The 19,213-nt window shown below is 66.2% G+C and carries 14 protein-coding genes and 2 tRNA genes; 4 read left to right on the forward strand and 12 right to left on the reverse strand.

Translation table 11 applies throughout. The features are described from left to right. Position 1: 1 nt before the first annotated feature. Positions 2-1,450, forward strand: a complete 1,449-nt coding sequence (locus HNQ05_RS10650) for a TrkH family potassium uptake protein (RefSeq protein ID WP_147147955.1) — start codon at positions 2-4, stop codon at positions 1,448-1,450. 119 nt (positions 1,451-1,569) lie between these two features. Here HNQ05_RS10650 and HNQ05_RS10655 read toward each other — a convergent pair whose 3' ends face one another. Continuing rightward, complete coding sequence (locus HNQ05_RS10655) at positions 1,570-4,545, reverse strand: DEAD/DEAH box helicase (protein WP_147147953.1); 2,976 nt, start codon at positions 4,543-4,545, stop codon at positions 1,570-1,572. Then, a complete protein-coding gene (locus HNQ05_RS10660) occupies positions 4,542-5,354 on the reverse strand; it encodes a Hachiman antiphage defense system protein HamA (RefSeq protein ID WP_147148042.1) in 813 nt (270 codons plus the stop codon). The genes HNQ05_RS10655 and HNQ05_RS10660 overlap by 4 nt, the downstream gene beginning before the upstream one ends. Positions 5,355-5,876: 522 nt before the next feature. Here HNQ05_RS10660 and HNQ05_RS10665 point away from each other — a divergent pair. Then, positions 5,877-6,920 carry a CE1 family esterase gene (locus tag HNQ05_RS10665; RefSeq protein ID WP_183677809.1) on the forward strand — a complete coding sequence of 348 codons (1,044 nt, stop codon included), beginning with the start codon at positions 5,877-5,879 and terminating at the stop codon, positions 6,918-6,920. Here HNQ05_RS10665 and HNQ05_RS10670 read toward each other — a convergent pair. The 5 genes from HNQ05_RS10670 to HNQ05_RS10690 all read right to left on the reverse strand — a co-directional run bounded on the left by HNQ05_RS10670 (position 6,899) and on the right by HNQ05_RS10690 (position 12,684). Then, the gene (locus tag HNQ05_RS10670) at positions 6,899-7,876 is read right to left on the reverse strand and encodes a hypothetical protein (RefSeq protein WP_147147949.1); all 978 of its coding nucleotides are present in this window, start codon (positions 7,874-7,876) and stop codon (positions 6,899-6,901) included. The genes HNQ05_RS10665 and HNQ05_RS10670 overlap by 22 nt on opposite strands. After that, positions 7,873-10,479, reverse strand: coding sequence for an LPS-assembly protein LptD (locus HNQ05_RS10675; RefSeq protein WP_147147947.1), 2,607 nt, complete (start codon positions 10,477-10,479; stop codon positions 7,873-7,875). The genes HNQ05_RS10670 and HNQ05_RS10675 overlap by 4 nt, the downstream gene beginning before the upstream one ends. After that, positions 10,476-11,516 (reverse strand): LptF/LptG family permease, encoded by a 1,041-nt coding sequence (locus HNQ05_RS10680; RefSeq protein WP_147147945.1) that lies wholly within the window; start codon positions 11,514-11,516, stop codon positions 10,476-10,478. Before HNQ05_RS10680 ends, HNQ05_RS10675 begins: the two co-directional genes overlap by 4 nt. Further along, the gene (locus HNQ05_RS10685; protein ID WP_147147943.1) at positions 11,513-12,520 is read right to left on the reverse strand and encodes an LptF/LptG family permease; all 1,008 of its coding nucleotides are present in this window, start codon (positions 12,518-12,520) and stop codon (positions 11,513-11,515) included. The genes HNQ05_RS10680 and HNQ05_RS10685 overlap by 4 nt, the downstream gene beginning before the upstream one ends. Before the next feature lie 87 nt (positions 12,521-12,607). After that, positions 12,608-12,684 (reverse strand) — tRNA-Arg (locus tag HNQ05_RS10690). A 48-nt stretch (positions 12,685-12,732) separates the two neighbouring features. Here HNQ05_RS10690 and HNQ05_RS10695 point away from each other — a divergent pair. Continuing rightward, positions 12,733-13,473: a FecR family protein gene (locus tag HNQ05_RS10695; protein ID WP_147147941.1), complete on the forward strand. Its 741-nt coding sequence runs from the start codon at positions 12,733-12,735 to the stop codon at positions 13,471-13,473. 57 nt (positions 13,474-13,530) lie between these two features. Beyond that, the gene (locus HNQ05_RS10700) at positions 13,531-15,282 is read left to right on the forward strand and encodes an ABC transporter ATP-binding protein (protein ID WP_183677811.1); all 1,752 of its coding nucleotides are present in this window, start codon (positions 13,531-13,533) and stop codon (positions 15,280-15,282) included. Positions 15,283-15,311: 29 nt separating this feature from the next. Here HNQ05_RS10700 and HNQ05_RS10705 read toward each other — a convergent pair whose 3' ends face one another. From HNQ05_RS10705 to HNQ05_RS10725, 5 genes are all read right to left on the reverse strand, one after another. Next, complete coding sequence (locus HNQ05_RS10705) at positions 15,312-15,641, reverse strand: DsrE family protein (protein WP_147147937.1); 330 nt, start codon at positions 15,639-15,641, stop codon at positions 15,312-15,314. A gap of 82 nt (positions 15,642-15,723) precedes the next feature. Further along, the gene (locus HNQ05_RS10710; protein WP_147147935.1) at positions 15,724-16,176 is read right to left on the reverse strand and encodes a type 2 periplasmic-binding domain-containing protein; all 453 of its coding nucleotides are present in this window, start codon (positions 16,174-16,176) and stop codon (positions 15,724-15,726) included. Then, on the reverse strand, positions 16,173-17,561 hold the full coding sequence (locus tag HNQ05_RS10715; protein WP_147147933.1) for a hypothetical protein: 1,389 nt from the start codon (positions 17,559-17,561) through the stop codon (positions 16,173-16,175). Before HNQ05_RS10715 ends, HNQ05_RS10710 begins: the two co-directional genes overlap by 4 nt. Before the next feature lie 76 nt (positions 17,562-17,637). Continuing rightward, a tRNA-Pro gene (locus HNQ05_RS10720) sits at positions 17,638-17,714 on the reverse strand. Between the two features lie 58 nt (positions 17,715-17,772). Then, a complete protein-coding gene (locus tag HNQ05_RS10725) occupies positions 17,773-19,128 on the reverse strand; it encodes a Tfp pilus assembly protein PilF (protein WP_147147931.1) in 1,356 nt (451 codons plus the stop codon). Between the last annotated feature and the right edge of the window lie 85 nt (positions 19,129-19,213).

Here is a 19,213-nt window from a genome sequence, read left to right on the forward strand (position 1 = left end):
CATGGGAGGCTTCGTCCGTTACGCCCTGGGCACCGCGCTGCGCGCGGTGGGGCTGGTGATGCTCGCCTTCGTCCTCGTCGCCTGGGCCTGGGGCGAGGACGTGCGCGGCTTCCTGCTGGGGGCCGGGGTGGGGCTGGCCCTGGGGCAGCTGCTGCGCATGACCGGCACGCCCAAGGCTGAGCCCAAACGCGCCGAGGGTCTGTTCATCGTCGCGGTGATCTGGCTGCTCGTCCCCCTGCTGGGGGCGCTGCCCTTCTGGGTCAGCGGCCACGTGGGGCTGCTCGACGCCTACTTCGAGGCCATGAGCGGCTTCACCACCACCGGGGCCACGATCCTGCCCGACTTCGGCCTGTTCAACCAGAGCCTCTTCCTCTGGCGGGGGCTGACCCAGTGGTTCGGCGGGGTCGGCATCATCGTTCTGTTCGTCGCGGTGCTGCCGCACTTCGCGGTGGCCGGCCGCCAGCTCTTCTTCGCCGAGTCCACCGGGGTGCAGAAGGAAAAGCTGACCCCGCGGCTGCGCCACACCGCGGAGATGGTGCTGCGGGTCTACGTGCTGCTCACGGGGCTGGCGGTGCTGGGCTACTGGCTCGCCGGCATGCCCCTCTACGACGCCCTGGCCAACGCCCTCACCACGATGCCCGCGGGCGGCTTCTCCCCCAACCCGCTCAGCTTCGCCGGCTACCCGGCGGCGGCCCAGTGGGTGGCCGTCGTCTTCATGTTCTTCGCCGGAGCCAACTTCCTGCTCATCGCCAGCGCCCTCTTCGGGCGCGCCTCGCGCACGCCCTGGCGCGACCCCGAGTTCCGCGTCTACAGCGGCGCCTTCCTTGCGGGCTCGCTGGTGCTGGCGGTCTACCACGTCTACCTGCACGACTACGGGGTGGAGGCGGCGCTGCGCCACGCCTTCTTCCAGGTGGCCTCGCTGCTCACCAGCACCGGCTACGCCTCGGTCGACTACACCCAGTGGGTCGTCCCCGCGCAGGCGCTTTTGATCTTCCTGATGTTCATCAGCGGCAGCGCCGGCTCGGCGGCCGGCGGCGTCAAGTCGGTGCGCTGGCTGGTGATGACCAACCACGTGCTGCGCGAGCTCAAGCGCACCCTCCACCCCAACGCGGTGCTGCCGCTGCGGCTGGGCACCAAAGCCGTGGGCGAGGACGTGCTGCGCTCGGTCTCGTCGTTCGTGATCCTCTACCTCTTCGTCTTCGTGCTGGGCACGATGGTGATCGTCTTCACCGAGGGCGACCTGGTCGTGGCCTTTACCTCTTCAGCGGCCTTCATTGGCAACGTCGGCCCCGGCCTGGGAACGGTGGGACCCATGGGCTCGTTCGCCGACCTGCACCCGCTGGCCAAGCTGGTGGGCATCTTCCAGATGTGGGCCGGCCGCATCGAGCTGATCCCGGTGCTGCTCCTCTTCCACCCCGACACCTGGCGGGCGCTGCGGCGGAGTCGGTGACGACTTATTAATATCAGCACAGGCTCTTTCTGGCTCAATGGCGAGGGTCACTTGCGATGACATAGATAAACCGGATTGTAGCAGAATGGCAGTCAAAGACATTTTCGCGAGGTCCTTGACTACACAGTATCGAAGTTATTAATGGCTTGTTCCAAGTCAAATTTGGTATTTTCAAACACCAATATCCCCATATGACGCCACCGCTCAGTATCTTGAATAAGGCGTAGAGCAACCCGGAAAACCTCTTTTCGATCAACTATCCCCTCAAGTTCAGGGCTCCGGCCAAAAGCAACCGCAGCTCGGCGGTGCCGGACACCGCCGGCCGCAAGCTCCTTTGCGGCCGGTGTAGGGACACCGAAACGCAGGTGATCAGGAAAGTCGACAACCGCTTGCGAAAGTTCGCGGTCGCTCGCCTCAAGCAGCTTCTTGAGCAGACCGACGCCCTGTTCGACGGCGACTTGAAGGGCATAGCTAATCAACCGAGCATGAACGCCCAGCATCGTGTCAATATCGGTGCCCGCCCGCAACGCCAATTCCATAAACGGCTGGCCTTCGATCCATGCCGCCAGTACCCGAGTAAAGTCCGAGCGCGACGGCGGTGCGTCCCGGTACGCTGCTTTGACCGCTTCGGCCACCTCTGGTAGCTCCCAAGCCCACGTTAGCAGCGCCTCCACCAAATCTGGATCCGTTGCGGCCTCGACATTATCCCATCGATCCCGCATGGGCAGCAGCTTCACCTCCACGGACTCAAGCATCCGCACCCGTGTACCGGTTTCTCGGATCCAGCTGAGACGCCCAGCATTCTTGATCGCTGCGACCCGTTGAGCTCGCAGTTTGAACGCCTGTTTCATCAGGTCTGCGATCTCGGGCTCGGCCTGCTGAGCCGCAAAGGTCTGGCTGGATAGTTCCTCGGCGATCCGAACCAGCTCTTCTTCTCCAAGCTCTTCGGCGGCAAGATCAATGAGCGTAGCGTCGATGCCGTCGGTCAACGCGTGATAAGCGGGCATCCCCTCCAAGATGTCGTTTGTGAGGGGTAGGCTTTGTTGGCTCAGCTCTGCCCGCAGGCGACGCATCAACTCAAGGAGTGCCCCGGAAACGCTCTCACCCGGTTGCTGCTGAGCTACGGGAGCTATCAATCGCCACTGTCTGGGGTTAGCGCAGATAACGAGACCCTTAGTGGTTGCACCCGCTCTTCCAGCGCGCCCAACAAGGTTCTTTATGTCACGCGCGAGTAAGTCCTCCGCATCCCCGTCTGGCTGACGACGTTTCAAGGAATATAGGACCAGCGTCCTAATTGGCAGATTTACACCCTCAGCCAATGTATTTGTACAAATCGTTAGCCGAACATCTTCATTGCGGACCAAGCCTTCGAGGACCTCCCTGCTTTCCTGCGGGATGTCCCCGTGATGAAGTACAGCTCCCGCGGCGAGTGTGCGCGTTCCGATCCACGAATCACCGTACTCAAGGGTAAAATACTCGACTGCAGCCTGGAGCTTTGCTGAGTCTTCGACGAACTGCATCGGAGCGGCCATTGGCAATGAGTATTCCAGCTGCTTCAGTAGCTCCTCAGCGAGTACAACGACGCCCTGGTTGCCACGTTTGTTGGCAGCGAACACAGCAACAGCTCCCATCGGCAATGCCTTCCGTGCCGTCGCGATAGCTTTGGTTTTCACGGAGCGGAATGCGTATGTGTTAATCCTGCCTGTTTGGTAGTTACGATATCGAAAGTCATTACGACTCAGAAAGTGCTTGATCGAAAACTTGGATTCGCGCTGATGTGGATGGAGCTCTAAGGTGACCGCCGCATCTGCGCCTTTTCCAACGTCTCTAAGTACCGCAAAGTCCGCGAGTGCAGGGCGGTAATCGCTGCGGACTACCGTTTCTTCCGTACCACCGAGCCACGCATTGATTTCTTCGATGTTAGGGACGATAGCCGAAACGAAAACAACTTTTGGTGATCCGATTTCACGAACTCGCATTCGGGCAAGCAGTAGTTCCAAGCTTACACCTCGAGCCCCACCGTCAAGGAGATGTCCCTCATCACAGATGACCAGCGAAATGCGATCGAAAAAACCCTTTTCGGCGCTTAGTAAACCTGACAACGCTTCGGGAGTTGCGACAATTGCCCGTGTTTTGTCCAAGTCTCGAACCTCATCGCCCGTGGGTACCGTTCCTCCGTACACGCTACGTGCAGGTAGTCCCATACGACCTAGGCGTCTAACGATGGTACCTCTGAGTTCTGCCGCAAGCGATCGGTATGGAACAAGCAGTACGGCCGCATTCCGAGGGTGTTGTGTTAAATGATGAAAGAGGAGTATTTCCGAAAGTGCCGTTTTGCCAGAGCCGGTTGGCATCTGCACAGAAAAAGTTTTCTCTTCTTCAAGCAACCCACTCTCGATCGCGTTGATTTGAGAAGCGAAGAAGTCCCATACCGGTGGGGATCGATCGAGTAATGACTGAACAAGGGGGTTCCAATACTCCGACTCGCCGTCTGGAAGGACGGCACGGATGTTGGTCTCCGCGAACTTGGAGACTATCTGTCTGTAAAGGCGCCATCCTACCCATTCGTCGGGGCCAGACTCTAGCGCTAATTTCTCATGCCTCGCAGCATGCTCGACCTGTGCGCGAATTGAGGCTAAATCACCCTTTTGCACAGCACTAACGAGTTCGCTAACATATTCCGAACTTATCGTCGATGGTCGTGAAAGTAACTCGTAGCACGCGCGCTGAATACCATTGAAAGCGCTTGGGTCCGCCGCCTTGAGTGTGAGATACGCTGAGGCAGGGTAGCCTCCGAAGTAAAACGCTGCTGCTGCAAAAACAGCTGCTTCCGGTGCTAGGATGCCGTGATAAGATGGCGACTGATCATCACCGACACCACCGGCCTGAGTGATCGCGTTGCCCAAGCGCGACCAATCCGTAGAATCGCTGTACGGCTCATGGAGGCGGTCGAAGAGCTCACTAACTAGCGAGATGAAGTAGTCGTCACCGCGCGAACGAAGATGGCTTAATTCCGGCGGCTGCGAAAAGCCGAACCGCTCCACGTGATAGAGAGCATCTGCATCACTGACCCATTTGGCCAGAGTCTCTCTCATGTAGCACCTCCGGGTTCAGCAACGGTGGCATGAACAGCGTTATAGACATCCTCATAGCGCTGCTTCAACTGAGGAACGGAGATCACGACGACAGTGTAGTCGGTGGGCTCTTCCTCGGGCGCGTCCGCAAGCACGTCACCGACGAGACTGGCACATACAACCGCAACCGCTCGAAACTGCTTTTGGGCTTCGGGGTAGTCGGTGGCTTTGGTGAAGCGCTCAAGATGAGCAAGGGTCGTGGTGCCCAGGTCTTCGTAAAGCGCTCGCTCCTTGAGCCACACCAGCGTCTTTGCCAGTCGACTTGTTCGGTCCTTCTCGCAGTCAGCGATAGCTGAGTTAATCGGTGACGAATTGCCCGCAGTAGACTTGGTCTTCACTTCGGAGCATAGGATGCGGTCGTCGGTTGAGGGCTTGGGCCAGTGCGGTAGCACGAACTGAATAACATCGGAGTATGGCGCTGGCTTCGTCCGGTCCTGCTTTAACCTCCACTTCTTCGGCCCTATGAATTCTACTCCAGGCTCCCTTGCTGAGTGGTACAGGAAGACCAGGATCTCACCAAAATCACCCGCCATGGTTGAGCCGCGATCCGGCAGCTTGGCAGCGACGAGTTCAGATTTAGGGCAACCGGTTTCCGCGGCCCGCTTATCCAGCAGCGCATCATCGATGTAGCAGCGGCGAACTGGGGCACCAAGCACCTTCGCCCAAGCAGCAGCGTGCTCGTCTGAGACACAAACTAGAACATAGGACGACTGGCGACATTCAGAGAACCATGGTGCGATACTAGCAGGGTTTATACCTAAATCTCGCATCCGCTCCACTCCTCTGTTGTAAGAACTACATAGTAAACCATGTTGTCATTTGAGTATGTTTCCACTCATACTGATCTATGTTCGTGTTGCCTTTTCGTCCGGCTTCTACTGCATGCCCATCCAAACTCGCGTAAGTCGTTTCGCACCCGATACGACGGAATTCAGATTGGCTGCCGGGGTGCCTTGGTGCGGGAGCTCCAACTAGTGTTGCTGCACCTATGCCAAGAGGACTACGTACGCTGCACCAGACCCTGCGGCCAAGGCAGCAGCTGCAGACCGGGAAGGTGTTGGAGCCGCCGTCTTCTTGATTGCCCTCAAAGATCTCGTAGCCGCCGGGGTGAGGCAGGGCGAGTAGGGGAAGCAGCGCACCTTGTCGCGAAAGGTGGCGTATGCTTCGTCGCCTATATTTCCCGCAACCTTCTCGCGCTACCCTCCATCGGATAGCTGCCGATTTGCGGAGAATGCCCTTTGGTCAGGTGGGACGGTCGGCCCGCGGATGCGGCCAGTGATAGGCTAGAGTCGTTGAAACAGATTCCGTTTCTGCGTCTCCGCGCCGGGGTTTTGCTCCGTGCGGCGGGGCTGGCGTTGTGGCTGGGCGCGCTTACGGCCTGCGCCCAGGCCTCGCCGCCGGACGGGGGGACGGCGCCGCCGGAAACGGGGCTGCACACCTTCAGCCTGGATCACGACGGGCAGGCGCGGCGCTATGCGCTTTACGTGCCCGCGCAGGTGGGCGACGCAGCGCTGCCGCTGGTCTTCTCGCTCCACGGCGGCGGGGTCGCCCTGGAGGACCAGACGGGGCAGAGCGGCTTCAAGAGCCCCTTCAAGCTGTGGATGGACCTGGCCGAGCGCGAGGGGTTCTACGTGGTCTACCCCGAGGGGCTGCCGGGGGCCTACGGCAAGCCCACCTGGAACGACTGCCGGGCCGACAGCACGGTAAGCTCGAGCGCCGACGACGTGGGTTTTCTGCTGGCGGTGCTCGAGCGGGTGGCCGCGGCTCACCCGGTGGACCGGGGGCGGGTCTACGCCTCGGGGATGTCCAACGGCGGCTTCATGGCGCTGCGGCTGGCCGTCGAGGTCCCGGACCCCTTCGCCGCGGTCGCAGCCATCGGCGCCGCCATGCCGGCCGCCAGCAAGTGCCCGCTGGCGCGGCGGCCCGTCCCCGTGCTCTTCATGAACGGCACCGCCGACCCCAACCTGCCCTACGACGGCGGCGTGATCGGCAACCCGCCCGACCCCACGCACGGAACCGCGCTTTCCACCCCCGGCTCGGCCGCCTTCTGGAGCCAGCTCGCCGGCGCCGAGGCCGCCGAGACCCACACCTTCCCCGACCTGGACCCCGACGACGGCAGCACCGTTCGCTACCTCAGCTACCGGCGGGAGGGAGCTTTGTGGGTGCGGCTCTACACCGTCGAGGGCGGCGGCCACGCCGCCCCCAGCCTGCGCGAGCGCTACTCGGCGCTCTACGAACGCTACTTCGGCCGCCAGAACCACGACATCGAGGCGGTGGAGGAGGTGTGGCGCTTCTTCCGGGAGGCGGCCCCGGCTCAGGGACCCGCGGGCAGGTAGGCGACCGCGCGCGCCTGGCCGCCGGCGAGCCGGTTGTGCTCGCTCAGGTTGGGGTCCAGCAGGTCCAGCACCAGCAGCCGGCCCGGCCCGACGAGGTAGGCGTAGTCGTCGGGGGTAACGACCGCGTCGCGAAAGTCGCCGCTGCGCAGCAGGTCGTCCTTACCGCTGCGCCGCAGCGCGTAGCCCGAGTCGGCGGACACGATCCAGCCGTTAGGCATCGCCCGGATCCAGCGCAGGCCCGAAAGCGCAAGCGCCGGCCCGCGGTAGACCGGGGCGTCGCTGCTGCCGGCCTCCCAGGTGTAGAGCACGACGTCCGAAAGGCGGTCGACGGCGATGCCCAGGCGCTGCTGCCGGTCCCAGTCGGCCGCCAGCGCCTCGACGGTGACCAGGCCGCCGACCTCGTGCTCGATGGGGTCGCCCGGAGGGTTGGGGTAGACGAGGGTGAACTTCTGCAGCCCGGGGCGCAGCCGCACCACCCGGTCGTCTGGGCCCAGCAGGTAGCGGGTGCCCTCGGGGTCGCCGCTGCGGTCCACCGGCTCGAGCGCCGGGCTCGCCAGCTCCACCGTCCAGACGCCTGCGGCTCCGCAGTCGACGAGGAGCTGGTTTTCGCCCACCTGCAGCGTGCCCGCTCCGCAGACGGTCCCCAGCGGCAGCTCCACCGTCGGGGGGGCGGCCGGCGGGGCCTGGTCCACGTCCACCCCCGCGAGCGGGTAGGCCCGCAGCGCGTCGGGCGCCAGCACCCACAGCCGGGTCTCCCCCGCCGGCCGCGCCAGGTCCAGCACCGTCGCGCCCAGGTCCCACGACCCCATGGCCGCGGCGGGCTCGGTGCCCGCGGGGTAGAAGACGACCTGCTCCCCCTCGCCCACCGCGAGCAGCAGCTCGAGCGGGGGCTCCTGGGTGCCGGTGCAGGCGGCGATCAACAACACCAACGCGGCGAGTCCCCAAAGTCGCTTCACAATCCTCCCTCCCAAGGCATGCGGATGCCGCTTTCGTCGAAGAGGAAGCGCGCGCTCTGGTCGCCGTAGAGGAAGGCGATCCGCGCCGAGGGCGCCGCGGCGTCCAGGGTGAAGCGCAGCGCCCAGCAGCAGCGGTCGAGGGTGACGACGAAGCGGGGCTGGAGCGGCGGCCAGCCCTCCGAGGTGCGCACCTCCTGGGTCAGCAGCGCGCTCAGGTAGAGGCGGGTGTTCTCCTCGCCCTGCCAGCCCAGGGTAAAGCCGAAGTCCTTGAAGGAAAACTTGCGGTCGTCCGGGTCGTAACGGGTGTATTCGAAGCCGCCCTGCACGCTCAGCGCCGGCCAGGACTCGCCGCCGGACCAGACGTCGAACCCCCCCTTGATCGAGGCCTCGTTGAGGTAGACCTCCTCGTCGCCGGGTTCGGGCAGGTGCCAGGCGGCGCCCACGTTCCAGGTGCTCTTCAGGTCGGCGAAGCGCGAGCTGAAGCGCAGCGAGCCGGGGCCGAAGCGCCCCTGCGTCCCGTCCCAGCGCTCCAGCAGGGTAAGGCGGTGCTCCTTCCAGGCCGCGGTGAGGGTGAGCTGGTGGTCGCGGTAGTTGGGGTCGCCCGGGTCGTCGGTGAAGAACGAGGTGTGGTCGAGCCGCAACGAGAAAGGGCCCCAGCCGGCGCCGATCTGCCCCTTGAGGCGGCGGCCGTCGTGGTCGTAGGTCTCGCTGAGGCTGTAGCGCGCGCCGCCGGGGCGCAGCTCGAAGGCGGCGCGGGTCTCCCGCGGCCGCCCCTGGTTGAGGTCGCGCTTGTGCGTCAGGCTCAGGTTGCCGCCGGGGAGCGCGTAGCTCGCCCGCAGCAGCAGGTCGTCGTAGGCGGCGTCGGGGTAGCGGTAGCCGCTCTGGACGCTGGCCGCCAGGTCGCCCAGGCGCAGGCCGAGGCGGCCGGTGGTGGCCTGGTGCTGCCCCGCCTGCGGGTCGTAGAGGTGGTCGAGCTTCAGGGTCAGCGGCCCCGGCCGCGCCTCGAGCCCCGCCTTGAGCGGCGCGTAGACGGCCTGTTCGAGGTCGCGCCCCCCCGAGGCGGTGAGCACCAGCCCCGGCAGCACGCTCCAGCGTGAGCTGGCCTTGAAGTCGAGCTTGCGTTCGGGGCGGATGTAGTCGCGGGCGAAGAAGGCCTCGCCCTCGGCCACCCGCCGCTCGAGCCGCGCCTCCACCCGCAGCCCGCCCAGCGTCTGCGAGGCGCGAAGGGTGCTGCGCCAGTCGACCTGGCGCTCGCCGGTGTCGTAGTACCAGCCCTTGAAGCGGTTTTCCGCGATCAGGCTGAACCCCTTCCACGGCGGCCGGGGCCGGAAGGTGTCGAGGTGGTCCACGTAGATCCGCCCCGCGCTGGCCCAGACCCCCGCGGCCCGCGCCGAGCGGTTGAGCTCGTTGGTGCGATCGAAGTAGCCGCCGGCGTAGAGGCTGCCCTTGACGCTGAAGCCGCCGCCGCTCCAGCCCCGCGTCCAGCGCAGCACCATCTCGGGCACGACCCGCGCCGCCGGCGGCCCCGCCTCGCCCAGGTCGAGGTAGCTCTGCAGCCGGAACTCGGCGCGCGGCTCCTCCCGCCCCAAGGCGCGGCTGCTCAGCTTCAGGCGCACCCGCCCCGAGGTGGTGTTCTCGCGCCGTTCGAGGCTGAGCTCGTGCCGCCAGCCGTCCTCCTTGAGCCGGTACTCGGTCTTGAGGCTCCAACGCGGCGGGTCGGCGGCCTGAGCGGCGTTCTTCCACTTGAAGGTGGTGGTCTGGTAGTAGGGCAGGTCGCGCAGGTTCTTGTCGCCCGTGCGGTAGTCGAGCTGGGCCTCCAGGCTGCCGCGCTCGGCGCCCACCTCGGGCGGCAGGTAGAGGGTGCGGTAGTGCTCGTAGGCCGCGCCCACCCCCCAGTGGTCGAACCCCAGGCCCCAGCCGCGGTTTTGGAACCAGCGCAGCAGGGTAAAGCCGAGGCCGCCGCGCGTCACGTAGGGCAGGTCGGCGCTCACGAACCAGCCGTCGCTGGGGTCGGTGCCCACCTCCAGGCGCGGGCGGCGCTGGGAGAAGTGCAAAAGCAGCACCGGCCAGTAAAAGGTCACCTCGCCGCGGGTGTAAACGGTCACGTCGTAGGCCACCAGACGGTCACCGGGGTAGAGGATCACCTTGCGCGCCTTGAAGCTGTAGTCGTAGGGGTCCTGGCCGCAGCGCGCGCAGGGGGTGAACTCCCCCTGGGTCAGCAGGATCTGGCCCATCACCCGGGTCGCCTCGGGGCCCCACAGGTCGATGCCGCCGCTTTGGATGTGCACCTCCAGGGCGTCGAGGCTCTCGTCGTCGAGGTAGAGCTCCAGGTAGTCGGCCTCGGTGACCCGCCCCTGGGCGTCCTGGTAATAGACCTGGCCGATCAGGATCAGGCGGCGGGCGGCGCGGTCGTACTCCACCCGGTCGGCCCGCACCTCCTCGCCCTTTTCCAGCTTGAGGACGACCGGGGCACCCACCAGCACCACCAGCTCGCGGTCGCCCACCTTGCGCAGCTCGAGCCGGTCGGCCTGGGTCACCTCGATCCGCCCCGCCAGCGCCCACCCCGCCAGCAGCGCCAGCAGCACCCAGACGGCCGCTCTCACCGCTTGCCCCCAAGCAGCAGCAACCCCGCCACCCCCGCATACAGCAGGTCCGGCCCCCAGGCGGCGAACCAGGGGGCCAGCACCCCCTGCTCGCCCATGATGCGGAAGACGCTCCAGGTCGCGTAATAGAAGAAGGTCAGCGTCACCACGCCCACCATGCCCAGGCTGCGGCTGCCACCCAGCATCCAGAACGCCAGGGCCACCGCGAAGAGCGCGAAGGCCACGCTGGCCGCGGGCTCGGCCCACTTGCGCCAGTAGGCCGTGGCCTCGGCGTGGTAGGGCCGGCCGAACTTCTTGTACTCGACGATGCGGCGGCGCAGCTCGGCCAGCGGCAGGTCTGCCGGCTTGGTCGGCGGGCTCACGGCCAGGTCCTCGAGCGGCAGCAGCCCCCGTTCGAACTCGGTGATCGTGCGCGGCCGCGAGCCGTCGAAGGTCACGCGCATCCCCGCGTCGAGCACCAGCCGCCCCGGCTCGAAGCGGCCGCGCTTGGCCGTCAGCACCTCGCCCTCCGAGAGCACCCGCACGTCGCCGAACCCCTGCCCGTCCACCTGGCCCACGTAGATCGTGCGGCCGTAGGCGTCGCGGAAGAAGGTCCCCGGCTGCAAAAGCGCCCGCGGCTTGGCCAGGATCGCCTGGCGCAGCACCTGGTTGGCCCGCTGCAGCTCGCGCGGCACCCAGCTCTCGCCGGCCACGAAGCCCACGAGCGCCAGCAGCACCCCGAAGCCGACGAGCACCCCGAGCACCCGCTCCCGCGGGATCCCCGAGGCGAGCAGCACCTTGAGCTCCGAGTCCTCGGCCATGCGGCTGAGCGCCAGCAGCAACGCGAACAGGTAGGCGATGGGCAGCCCCCGCACCAGCGCCTCGGGTACCCGGTGAGCCAGGTACTGCCCGATCGAGAGCGGGTCGGCGCCGCGCGCCAAAAGCGGCGCCAGCACCTCGAAGAGCACCCCGCCGAGCAACAGCAGGACGACGACGGCCAGCCCCCCGAGCAGGTAGGCCCCCACCTCGCGCAGCAGGTAGCGGCTCAGGGTGTTCACAAAAGCCTCCGGGTGCCCGCGAGGGCCAGCGCGAAGTAGACCACGTCGGCCAGCCAGGCGCCGTAAGGCCCCACCACCGCGAACCGCGCCAGCTGCGCCGCCAGCGTCCAGAGTACGTAGTAGCCGAAGATCAGCAGCACCACGGCCACGAAGGCCCAGGCGGCCTCCCGCAGCGAGAGCCCCACCACCGCCGCCAGCCAGGCCAGCGCGATCACCCCCACGGCGTCGGCGTGCCGGCGCTGCAGCGGGAAGCGCGCTTGGGGGTCCACCTTGGCCAGCTCGCGCAGCTCGGCCATGGGCAGCGACTCGTAGGTGGTCTTTTTCTCCACGAAGCGCGAGGGGAACGGGAGCGGGATGGTGTCCCAGAACTCGGGGCGCGCCCCCGGAGACGTCTTCCAGGCGTTCTTGAGCACCCAGTTGGCGTCCTTCCAGACGCCCTCTTCGGCGCTCCAGACCGTGCCGTCGGGGGTGACCACCCGCACCCCCTGAAGGCGGCCGCCCCCGGCGTCGTCGGGGTAGACGCGGCGGGCGTAGTAGACCCCGAGCCCCGGGGGGGCGTAGGCTGCGTTGGTGAGCACGCCGCTGGGGGCGTGGCCGTAGTAGATCTCGTAGATCAGATCATCGTAGCGTGCCTGGGCCTCGGGCTTGACCCAGCCGGCGTTGACCCAGGCGATTCCCGCCACGAAGACGGCCAGACCCAGCACCGGCCAGAGCAGCCGCACCGGCGCGATGCCCGCAGCGTAGACGGCCTTGAGCTCGGAGTCGCGGATCCAGCGGGCCAGCGCCACCAGCACCGCGAAGACGAGGCCCAGCGGCAGCGCCACCCCCAGGGTGTAGGGCATGCGGTAGAGCACCAGCTCGCCGACCTGGGTCCAGGTGGTGCCGCGGCTGAGGAAGACCCCCGAGAGCGACGAGAGCAGGTCGGTGGTCACGAGCCCGATGAAGAGCAGGGTTCCCAGCAGGTAGGGCGTCAGGATCTCGCGCAGCAGGTAGCGCTGGAGCACGAAAAAATTATAGGCAGCCAGGGCATGAGAAAGCGCCGGAACCGGCTTGGAGAAAATAAAAACATAAGCGGGCCGCAGCCCGCTCGTTGGTGCGCCCGGCAGGAATCGAACCTGCGGCCTAGCGCTTAGGAGGCGCTTGCTCTATCCGACTGAGCTACGGGCGCCCGCGTGAAAATTGTAGCACGCATCAAAACATTGCTAAGGCACCGCACATGAACACGTATTTTAAACTTAAACTTGACAAGCATATTTTTTTTTTTTTTTTTGATATATTATTTCCAGTCCCGGCCGGGCTACAAAGCAGCAAGGAGGTATTTATGGGCAGGAACAACGCGCAGGTTCAAGGCAAAAGAGCTCAACGGCACCTAGAAGATCAGAAGGGGGAATACCGTGCCACCATCGTCCATACAGTAGGTTCCGCCATGCCCATTGTGCGTACTCCAATGGGCGATGAAAAACCACTCACGGCTGGTGACCCGCTGGCGCGTGGAGATCGAGTTGAGAGCAACGGTAGTTACGTTGAGCTGCGCGGGCCCGACGGCGAGATCTACCGGCTGGGGCCGAATTCGGAGTTCGAGTGGGTGCCAGTTCCCCAGGTAGGATTCGAGCCCCTATACTACGGAAGGGTCTTCATCGTAACCGCGAACGGCAAGTACCGCACAAGCTGCTACATCCGGAAAATTTCCTCGGCTTATATCGAGAACCTTAATGAGCGTGATGATGCTTTTTACGCTCTCTACGACGACATGCTGATCTTCGAGTACGACGAGGCCGGACAGTACTTCGATATCGTCACTGTACCCAGGGGGCATGTAGCTGTACTGCGCCACGATCCGCAGAAACCCATGCGTAGCCGCTATTCCGTAACGTCCTTGCAACCATTTTCGGACGAAGAACTAAACCGCATTCTCAATGAGTTTTCTAAACCCTCGATCTGGTACAATCTAAGCTAACTCGCTTCCCACTGGGAGCCCATGGGCTCCCAGTGGGTCAAAGGTTGGGTTCGTACTATGCGCGACTCCGTTTGCAAGGTCCTCTACGCCCTCAAACTCGTCTACCGGTCCGCCCCCGGGCTGGCCATGGCCTTGTTCGCCGTGGTGCTCGTTCAAGCCCTCGTGCCCGGACTCAGCGTCTGGGCCGTAAAGGGACTGGTGAACGCGGTCGTCGCTTCCAGCCCCGACAGCTGGATTTACTGGGGGGCGTTCTGGCTGCTGGTGCTGCTGATCGATCAGGTCATGGGTCCGGTTTCGGCCATGGTGCAGGGCAACCTGAACGAGCGCCTGACCGCCTCCCTGAACACGCGGTTGATGTCGAAGGTGAACCGCTTCGAGGACCTGCTCCCCTTCGAGGACGAAGCCTTCTACGACCGGCTCAACCTTTTGCGGGAACAAGCCTCCTACCAGCCCACCAACCTGATCATCTTCCTGACCGCGGCGCTGCGGGAAGGGCTCACCCTGATCCCGTTGCTGATCGTAACCGGGAGCCTTGCCTGGTGGTTGCCTTTGCTACTCCTCCTTGCGGTGACACCGCACGCCTGGGTCTCGTTCAAACTGCAACGCGCGGTATGGGAGACCTTGAGTGCCACCAACCCGGAAGCACGGCGCATGGACTACGCTTCGAACCTGCTGCTCGACCCCCAGTACGCAAAGGAGCACCGCCTCTTCAGGAGCGGCAACTTCTGGATCGAGTTCTACCTGGAACGGTTCAACCGGCTCCACTCGGCCATGCGGCGCCAGCGGAGCAAGCAGCTCGTGGGGAACATGGCCTTCGTCGCCGTGAGCCTGCTCGGGGTTGCGGTGGCGCTGTGGGGCCTCTTCCAGCGACGGCTAAGCGCCGGGGACATGGCGATGTTCCTGGCCACCCTCGGGTACATGCAGCAAAACCTTACCCTGCTGGTCTCCGATGCGAGCATGCTCTACGAGTCCTTGCTCTATTTCGATGAGGTGCGCGCCTTCCTCGAAGAAGCGCCGCGCACCGTAGCGGGGAAGGGCCGCGTCCTCAAGCTCGCGGGTCCGCCCGAGCTTTCCTTCGAGTCGGTGGGCTTTAGCTATCCGGACGGCCGGCGCGCTCTCGACGGCATCGACCTGCACATCCGGCCCGGCGAACTCGTTGGCCTGGTTGGCGAAAACGGAGCCGGCAAAACCACGTTGGTCAAGCTGCTTCTGCGCTTCTACGAACCTAGCGAGGGGCGCATAACCGTCAACGGTACCGACCTGAGCGAGATCGAGGTGGTGTCCTGGCGGCGTCACATCGCGGCGGTGTTTCAGGACTACGGAAAGTACGCGCTGGAGCTCGGGAAGAACGTGTCCATCGCCGACCACGAGCGGCTCGAGGACGAGCCGGGCATCCTTCAGGCGTTGCGGCAGGCGCAGGCCGAGGATCTGCTCGAAAAGCTCCCGCAGGGTCTGCGTACGCAGCTCACCAAGGAGTTTGGCGGCACGGAGCTTTCCGGGGGCGAGTGGCAGAAGGTGGCGCTCGCGCGCGGCTTTTTCCGGTTCGAAGCACCGCTGGTCGTGCTGGACGAGCCCACCGCCGCCCTGGACCCCCTGGCCGAAGTGCGGCTCTACGAACAGTTCGCGAAGATCGCCCAGGGGCGCACCGCGATCATGGTCAGCCACCGGTTGGCGTCGGTGCGGCACGCCGATCGGATCGTGGTCCTCGACCAGGGGCGCGTGGTGGAATCGGGGACCCATCAGGAGCTGCTGGAGCGAAGGGGTGTCTACGCCGAGATGTGGGAGGCGCAGAGCGCCTGGTACGGCTGATTGTCTGTCTGGCTAGGGGTTAGGCCCCTTCAGAAGCTGAGGATTTGGAAGCCCTCGTCCACCGCGCGCACCAGGTCGGCGCCGACGTAGGTCACCTCGAACCCCGGCAGCTCGAGCGGAGCGCCGCTGGTCTCCAGGATCCGCCGGCAGACGAGGGGAACGATCCCGCGCTCCGACAGTACGGTCAGGGCTTCGTCGAAATCAGGGTCCTGCGCGAGCGGGACCCGCACTCCGTCGGCAAGAAACACGACCCGCACCTCGGCCCCTTGGTCGTGGGCCACCCGGGCGAAGGTCAGGCCCGAACGCACCTTGAGCTTTTCCGTCGGTCCGCTGTTGACGAGCACCAGGATCTTGGCCATACCCGAATCGTACCCGATGGGTTACCTAACTTATTTTATGTAATAATTTCGGGTTGCTCGGCGCTGCGCTCACCGGGCAACTTCACCGTCCGTGGCAAGCCGCAAAGTCCGGGTCCACGATCTTGGCGGGGTCGGGCACGCCCCAGCCGGTCTCCTCGTTCCAGCCCTCGCCGGGGGCGGCGGGGTCGTAGTTCGACGACGCGGCCTTGAGGCAGTCGTAGACCATGGTGTAGAGGTCAGGGGTGCCCCACAGGCCGCGGTAGGGGTCGCCGTGCCAGACCTCGTTGGAGTAGAGGTAGAGCCCGATCAGGCCGGCGAGGCGGTGGCTGGCCTGCGAGGTCCAGGGGACCGGCTCGAAGCCGTAGAGGTCGGCGAGGAAGCCCGCGGGGACGTGGAACTGCCCGGGCACGACGAAGTCCTGGCGCTCGACCAGCCAGTCGGTGTTGGGGTTGTCGCCGTAGGCGGAGACCCAGGACCGCGCCCAGATGGGCCCGCTCCAGTCGGTCGAGCCGTCGTCGCCCTCCGCCGGGATCATCGAGAAGATCGCGGAGCCGGCGGAGATGGCGTCGGGGCAGGCGGCGGGGGCCCGAGGTAAGGGAGGTTGTTGCCACCCGCCAGTACGGCGACCTGGCCGCGGGCGCGGGCGTCGGCGAGGGCGTTGCAGTCTCCCAGGACGGGCGGCCCGCCACCCGCGGCCACGACGATGGGGGTGCGGCCGGGCCAGGTGAAGGTGTCGCTGCCCAAGCTGAGCGTTCCCGTGAGGGCGTAGTCCGTGGCCGTACTGTTCAGGAGCGCGCCGTAGAACGCGCTGTCCTCCGGCCCCGCCCGCATTGGAATCCACTTGACCGCGTTCTTGAAGAGGCCGGCGATGCCGTAGCCGTCGTTCCAGGTGCCCCCGGTGGCCATGGCCACGATGTTGCCGTGGCACTTGTCGCTGTAGGCGTCGATGGCGTCGCTACCCGAGGAGCAGATCGCCTGCCCCTGCTGCGAGACGTTCAGGAAGTTGGGCGGGTAGCCGGGCGCGGCCATGTTGTCGAGGTCGAGGCTGAAACCCAGGCTGAGCCACCAGTCCATGGGGGCGAAGGCGCCGGTGACGTCGGGGCGCAGGGCGTAGGGCATCGTCTCCACCTGGGGGTAGGGGGTGGTGACGTCGAAGTCACGGCTCCAGAAGATGCGGGCGTCGGGGCCGCCGGTGTCGGGGGCGACGACGTAGACGGGGTCGCAGCCGTCCGGAAGCCGCACCCAGGCCTCTTCGAGGCCCCAGGCCCAGACGAGCGGGCGGTCGGGGCCCACCGGGGGGAGCGTGCCCGACTTGATGAAGCCCCCCAGGTCGTACTGGAAGTAGGTGTCGGGCACCGGGGCGTAACGCCAGTACCCGGGGTCGTCGGGGAGGCCGGGGCCGGGTACGCCGCAGGTGGCGCCGCTCACGTCGACGACACGCAGGGTGACCTCGCCGGTCCTGGGGGTGGGGGCGTGCACGGTGAAGCGCAGCCGGTAGTCGCCGGCGGGCGCGTCCGGGGCCAGCTCGAGGCGGACGGCGTAGGTCCAGGCGTCGAGCCACATCGGCAGGCCGCTGTAGTCGGTGAGGTAGACGACGCCTTCAGCCGACCAGCCGGTGATCCAGGGCGGAGGGTCGTCGAGGGTTACGCGGACCCTTTGGTCATACACGGCCGAAAAGAAACCGCTCCAGTCGAGGTCCCCGGATACGTCCCGTCGCGGCTCGGGGACGATGGAGAGCCAGACCTCGGTCCAGCCGCCGGGGCGCACCGCAAAGGGGCGGTCGATCATGAAGAGGGGGTGGACCGAGAAGTTGACGTCGGGGACGGGGGCCCCACCGCCGCCGCCGGGCGGTTGGGGCCCGGGGCAGGCGGTGAGGAGGAGGGTGAAGGATAGTAAAAGGGTGGGTATAAGCCAACGCATCGTTAGGTAACAATCTAAAATGGAACGACCCTCGCTTCAAGAAAAAGCGAACAGGCCCTTGCAGGCCTGTTCGTACTGGTCGGGGCGAGAGGATTTGAACCTCCGACCACCTGAACCCCATTCAGGTGCGCTTCCTGGCTGCGCTACGCCCCGCAGCGTCCCTTAGTTTAGCCGGGGGCAAAACCCTTGTCAACGAAGCCCCCGCCGCGGTTCAGTTGAGCAGCCGCCCCTTGAGCGCCAGTTCGCGGGCGCGGTCGGCGTAGCCGCGCAGCGTCTCGCGCCACTCGTCGCTCGGGGGCAGGTAGGGCAGCAGCCGCTCGGCCAGCTCGGCCACCTCGGCGGGGTTGGGATAGCCCGACTGCGCCAGCACGTCCACGATCATCTCGGTGGCCGTCACCCAGTCGCGGTCGCCCTCGCGCGCCGCCGCCGCGGCGGCGCGGTAGTGCGCCAGCGCCTCGTCCCAGGCCCCCACGTCGTAGGCGCGGTTGCCCAGGATCAGGTGGGCCGCCGGCACCGTACCCAGCTCGAGCGCCCGGCGCGCCGCCTCGTCGGCGGCGGCGCCGTCGCCCAGCCGGTAGTAGGCCTCGGCCAGGTCGGCGAGGGCGTGCGCCCGATGGGGGTAGGCCTCGTCGCTCGCGACCTTGCGCAGCAAGGCCTCGGCGCGGATTAGGTCGCCGTGGTCGAGCTCGAACAGCCCCCACTCGTGCCAGACGAAGGGCAGGTCGCCGGCCGCGGCGCGCTTCTCGGCGTCCTGGTAGGCCGCGCGCGCGGCCTCGAGGCGGCCGCTCTGCTGGTGCACCTGGGCCCGCACCATCGCGGTGCCGTGCGATAGCCCGGCCCCCGCCGCCTCCAGCCCTTCGGCCTGCACGATCTCCTCGGCGGCGCGCTCGGGGTTCCCCAGCAGGAGCTCGACCCGCGCCCGCAGGTAGCGGTAGGTCGCGCGGTCGGAAAGCTCCCCCTCGCCGAGCAGGGGCTCCGCCTCGGCCAACAGCGCCTGCGCGCGCTCCGCAGCCTCGGTTTCCAGCCAAAGCGCCGCGGCGTCGAGCAGGCTCCATAGCCGCTCCTTGCCGTACGAACGCGCGGCCGCCCGCTCGTGGGCCCGGGCCGCGTCGTCGAGCCGCCCCAGCGACTCGTGGACCCGGCCGGAAAGCGCCCAGGCCCGCGCCTCCAAAAAGGGGGGCAGCGCCTCAGGATCGGGCAGGGCCGCCAGCGCCGCCTCCATGCGTCCCAGGTAGGCCAGGCCCTGGGCGACGTGGTAGGCCGCACGCGGTTGCTCCACCTCTGGCGGCTCCACCGCCTGGCCGGTCAGCGCCTCCAGCTCGAAGCGCAGCGCGGCGTAGCGCTCGTTGCGCGCGGCCGCGGACCAGCGCGCCTCCGCCTCGTCGAGGGCCGCCCGCCAGGCCTCGGCCTCGGCCTCGCCGTAGAGGCTGTAGAACTCGGCCAGGTCCACGAGGGCCTCGGCCGCGCGCGCCGCGGTGGTGAAACGGCGCTCGGCCGCCGCGACGAGGGCGTCGTAGGCGCGGTCGTACTCGCCCTGGTGTAACCATTCCTCGATACGGGGCGTCACGCCCAAAGCATAGCACGCCCGCCTCAAGACCCTCTCAGCCGCCGTTCGTATAAACTGTTAGGGCTCAGGGCGCGCGCCGCCCGGA

It is taken from the genome of Oceanithermus desulfurans, assembly GCF_014201675.1.
GTDB lineage: Bacteria > Deinococcota > Deinococci > Deinococcales > Marinithermaceae > Oceanithermus > Oceanithermus desulfurans.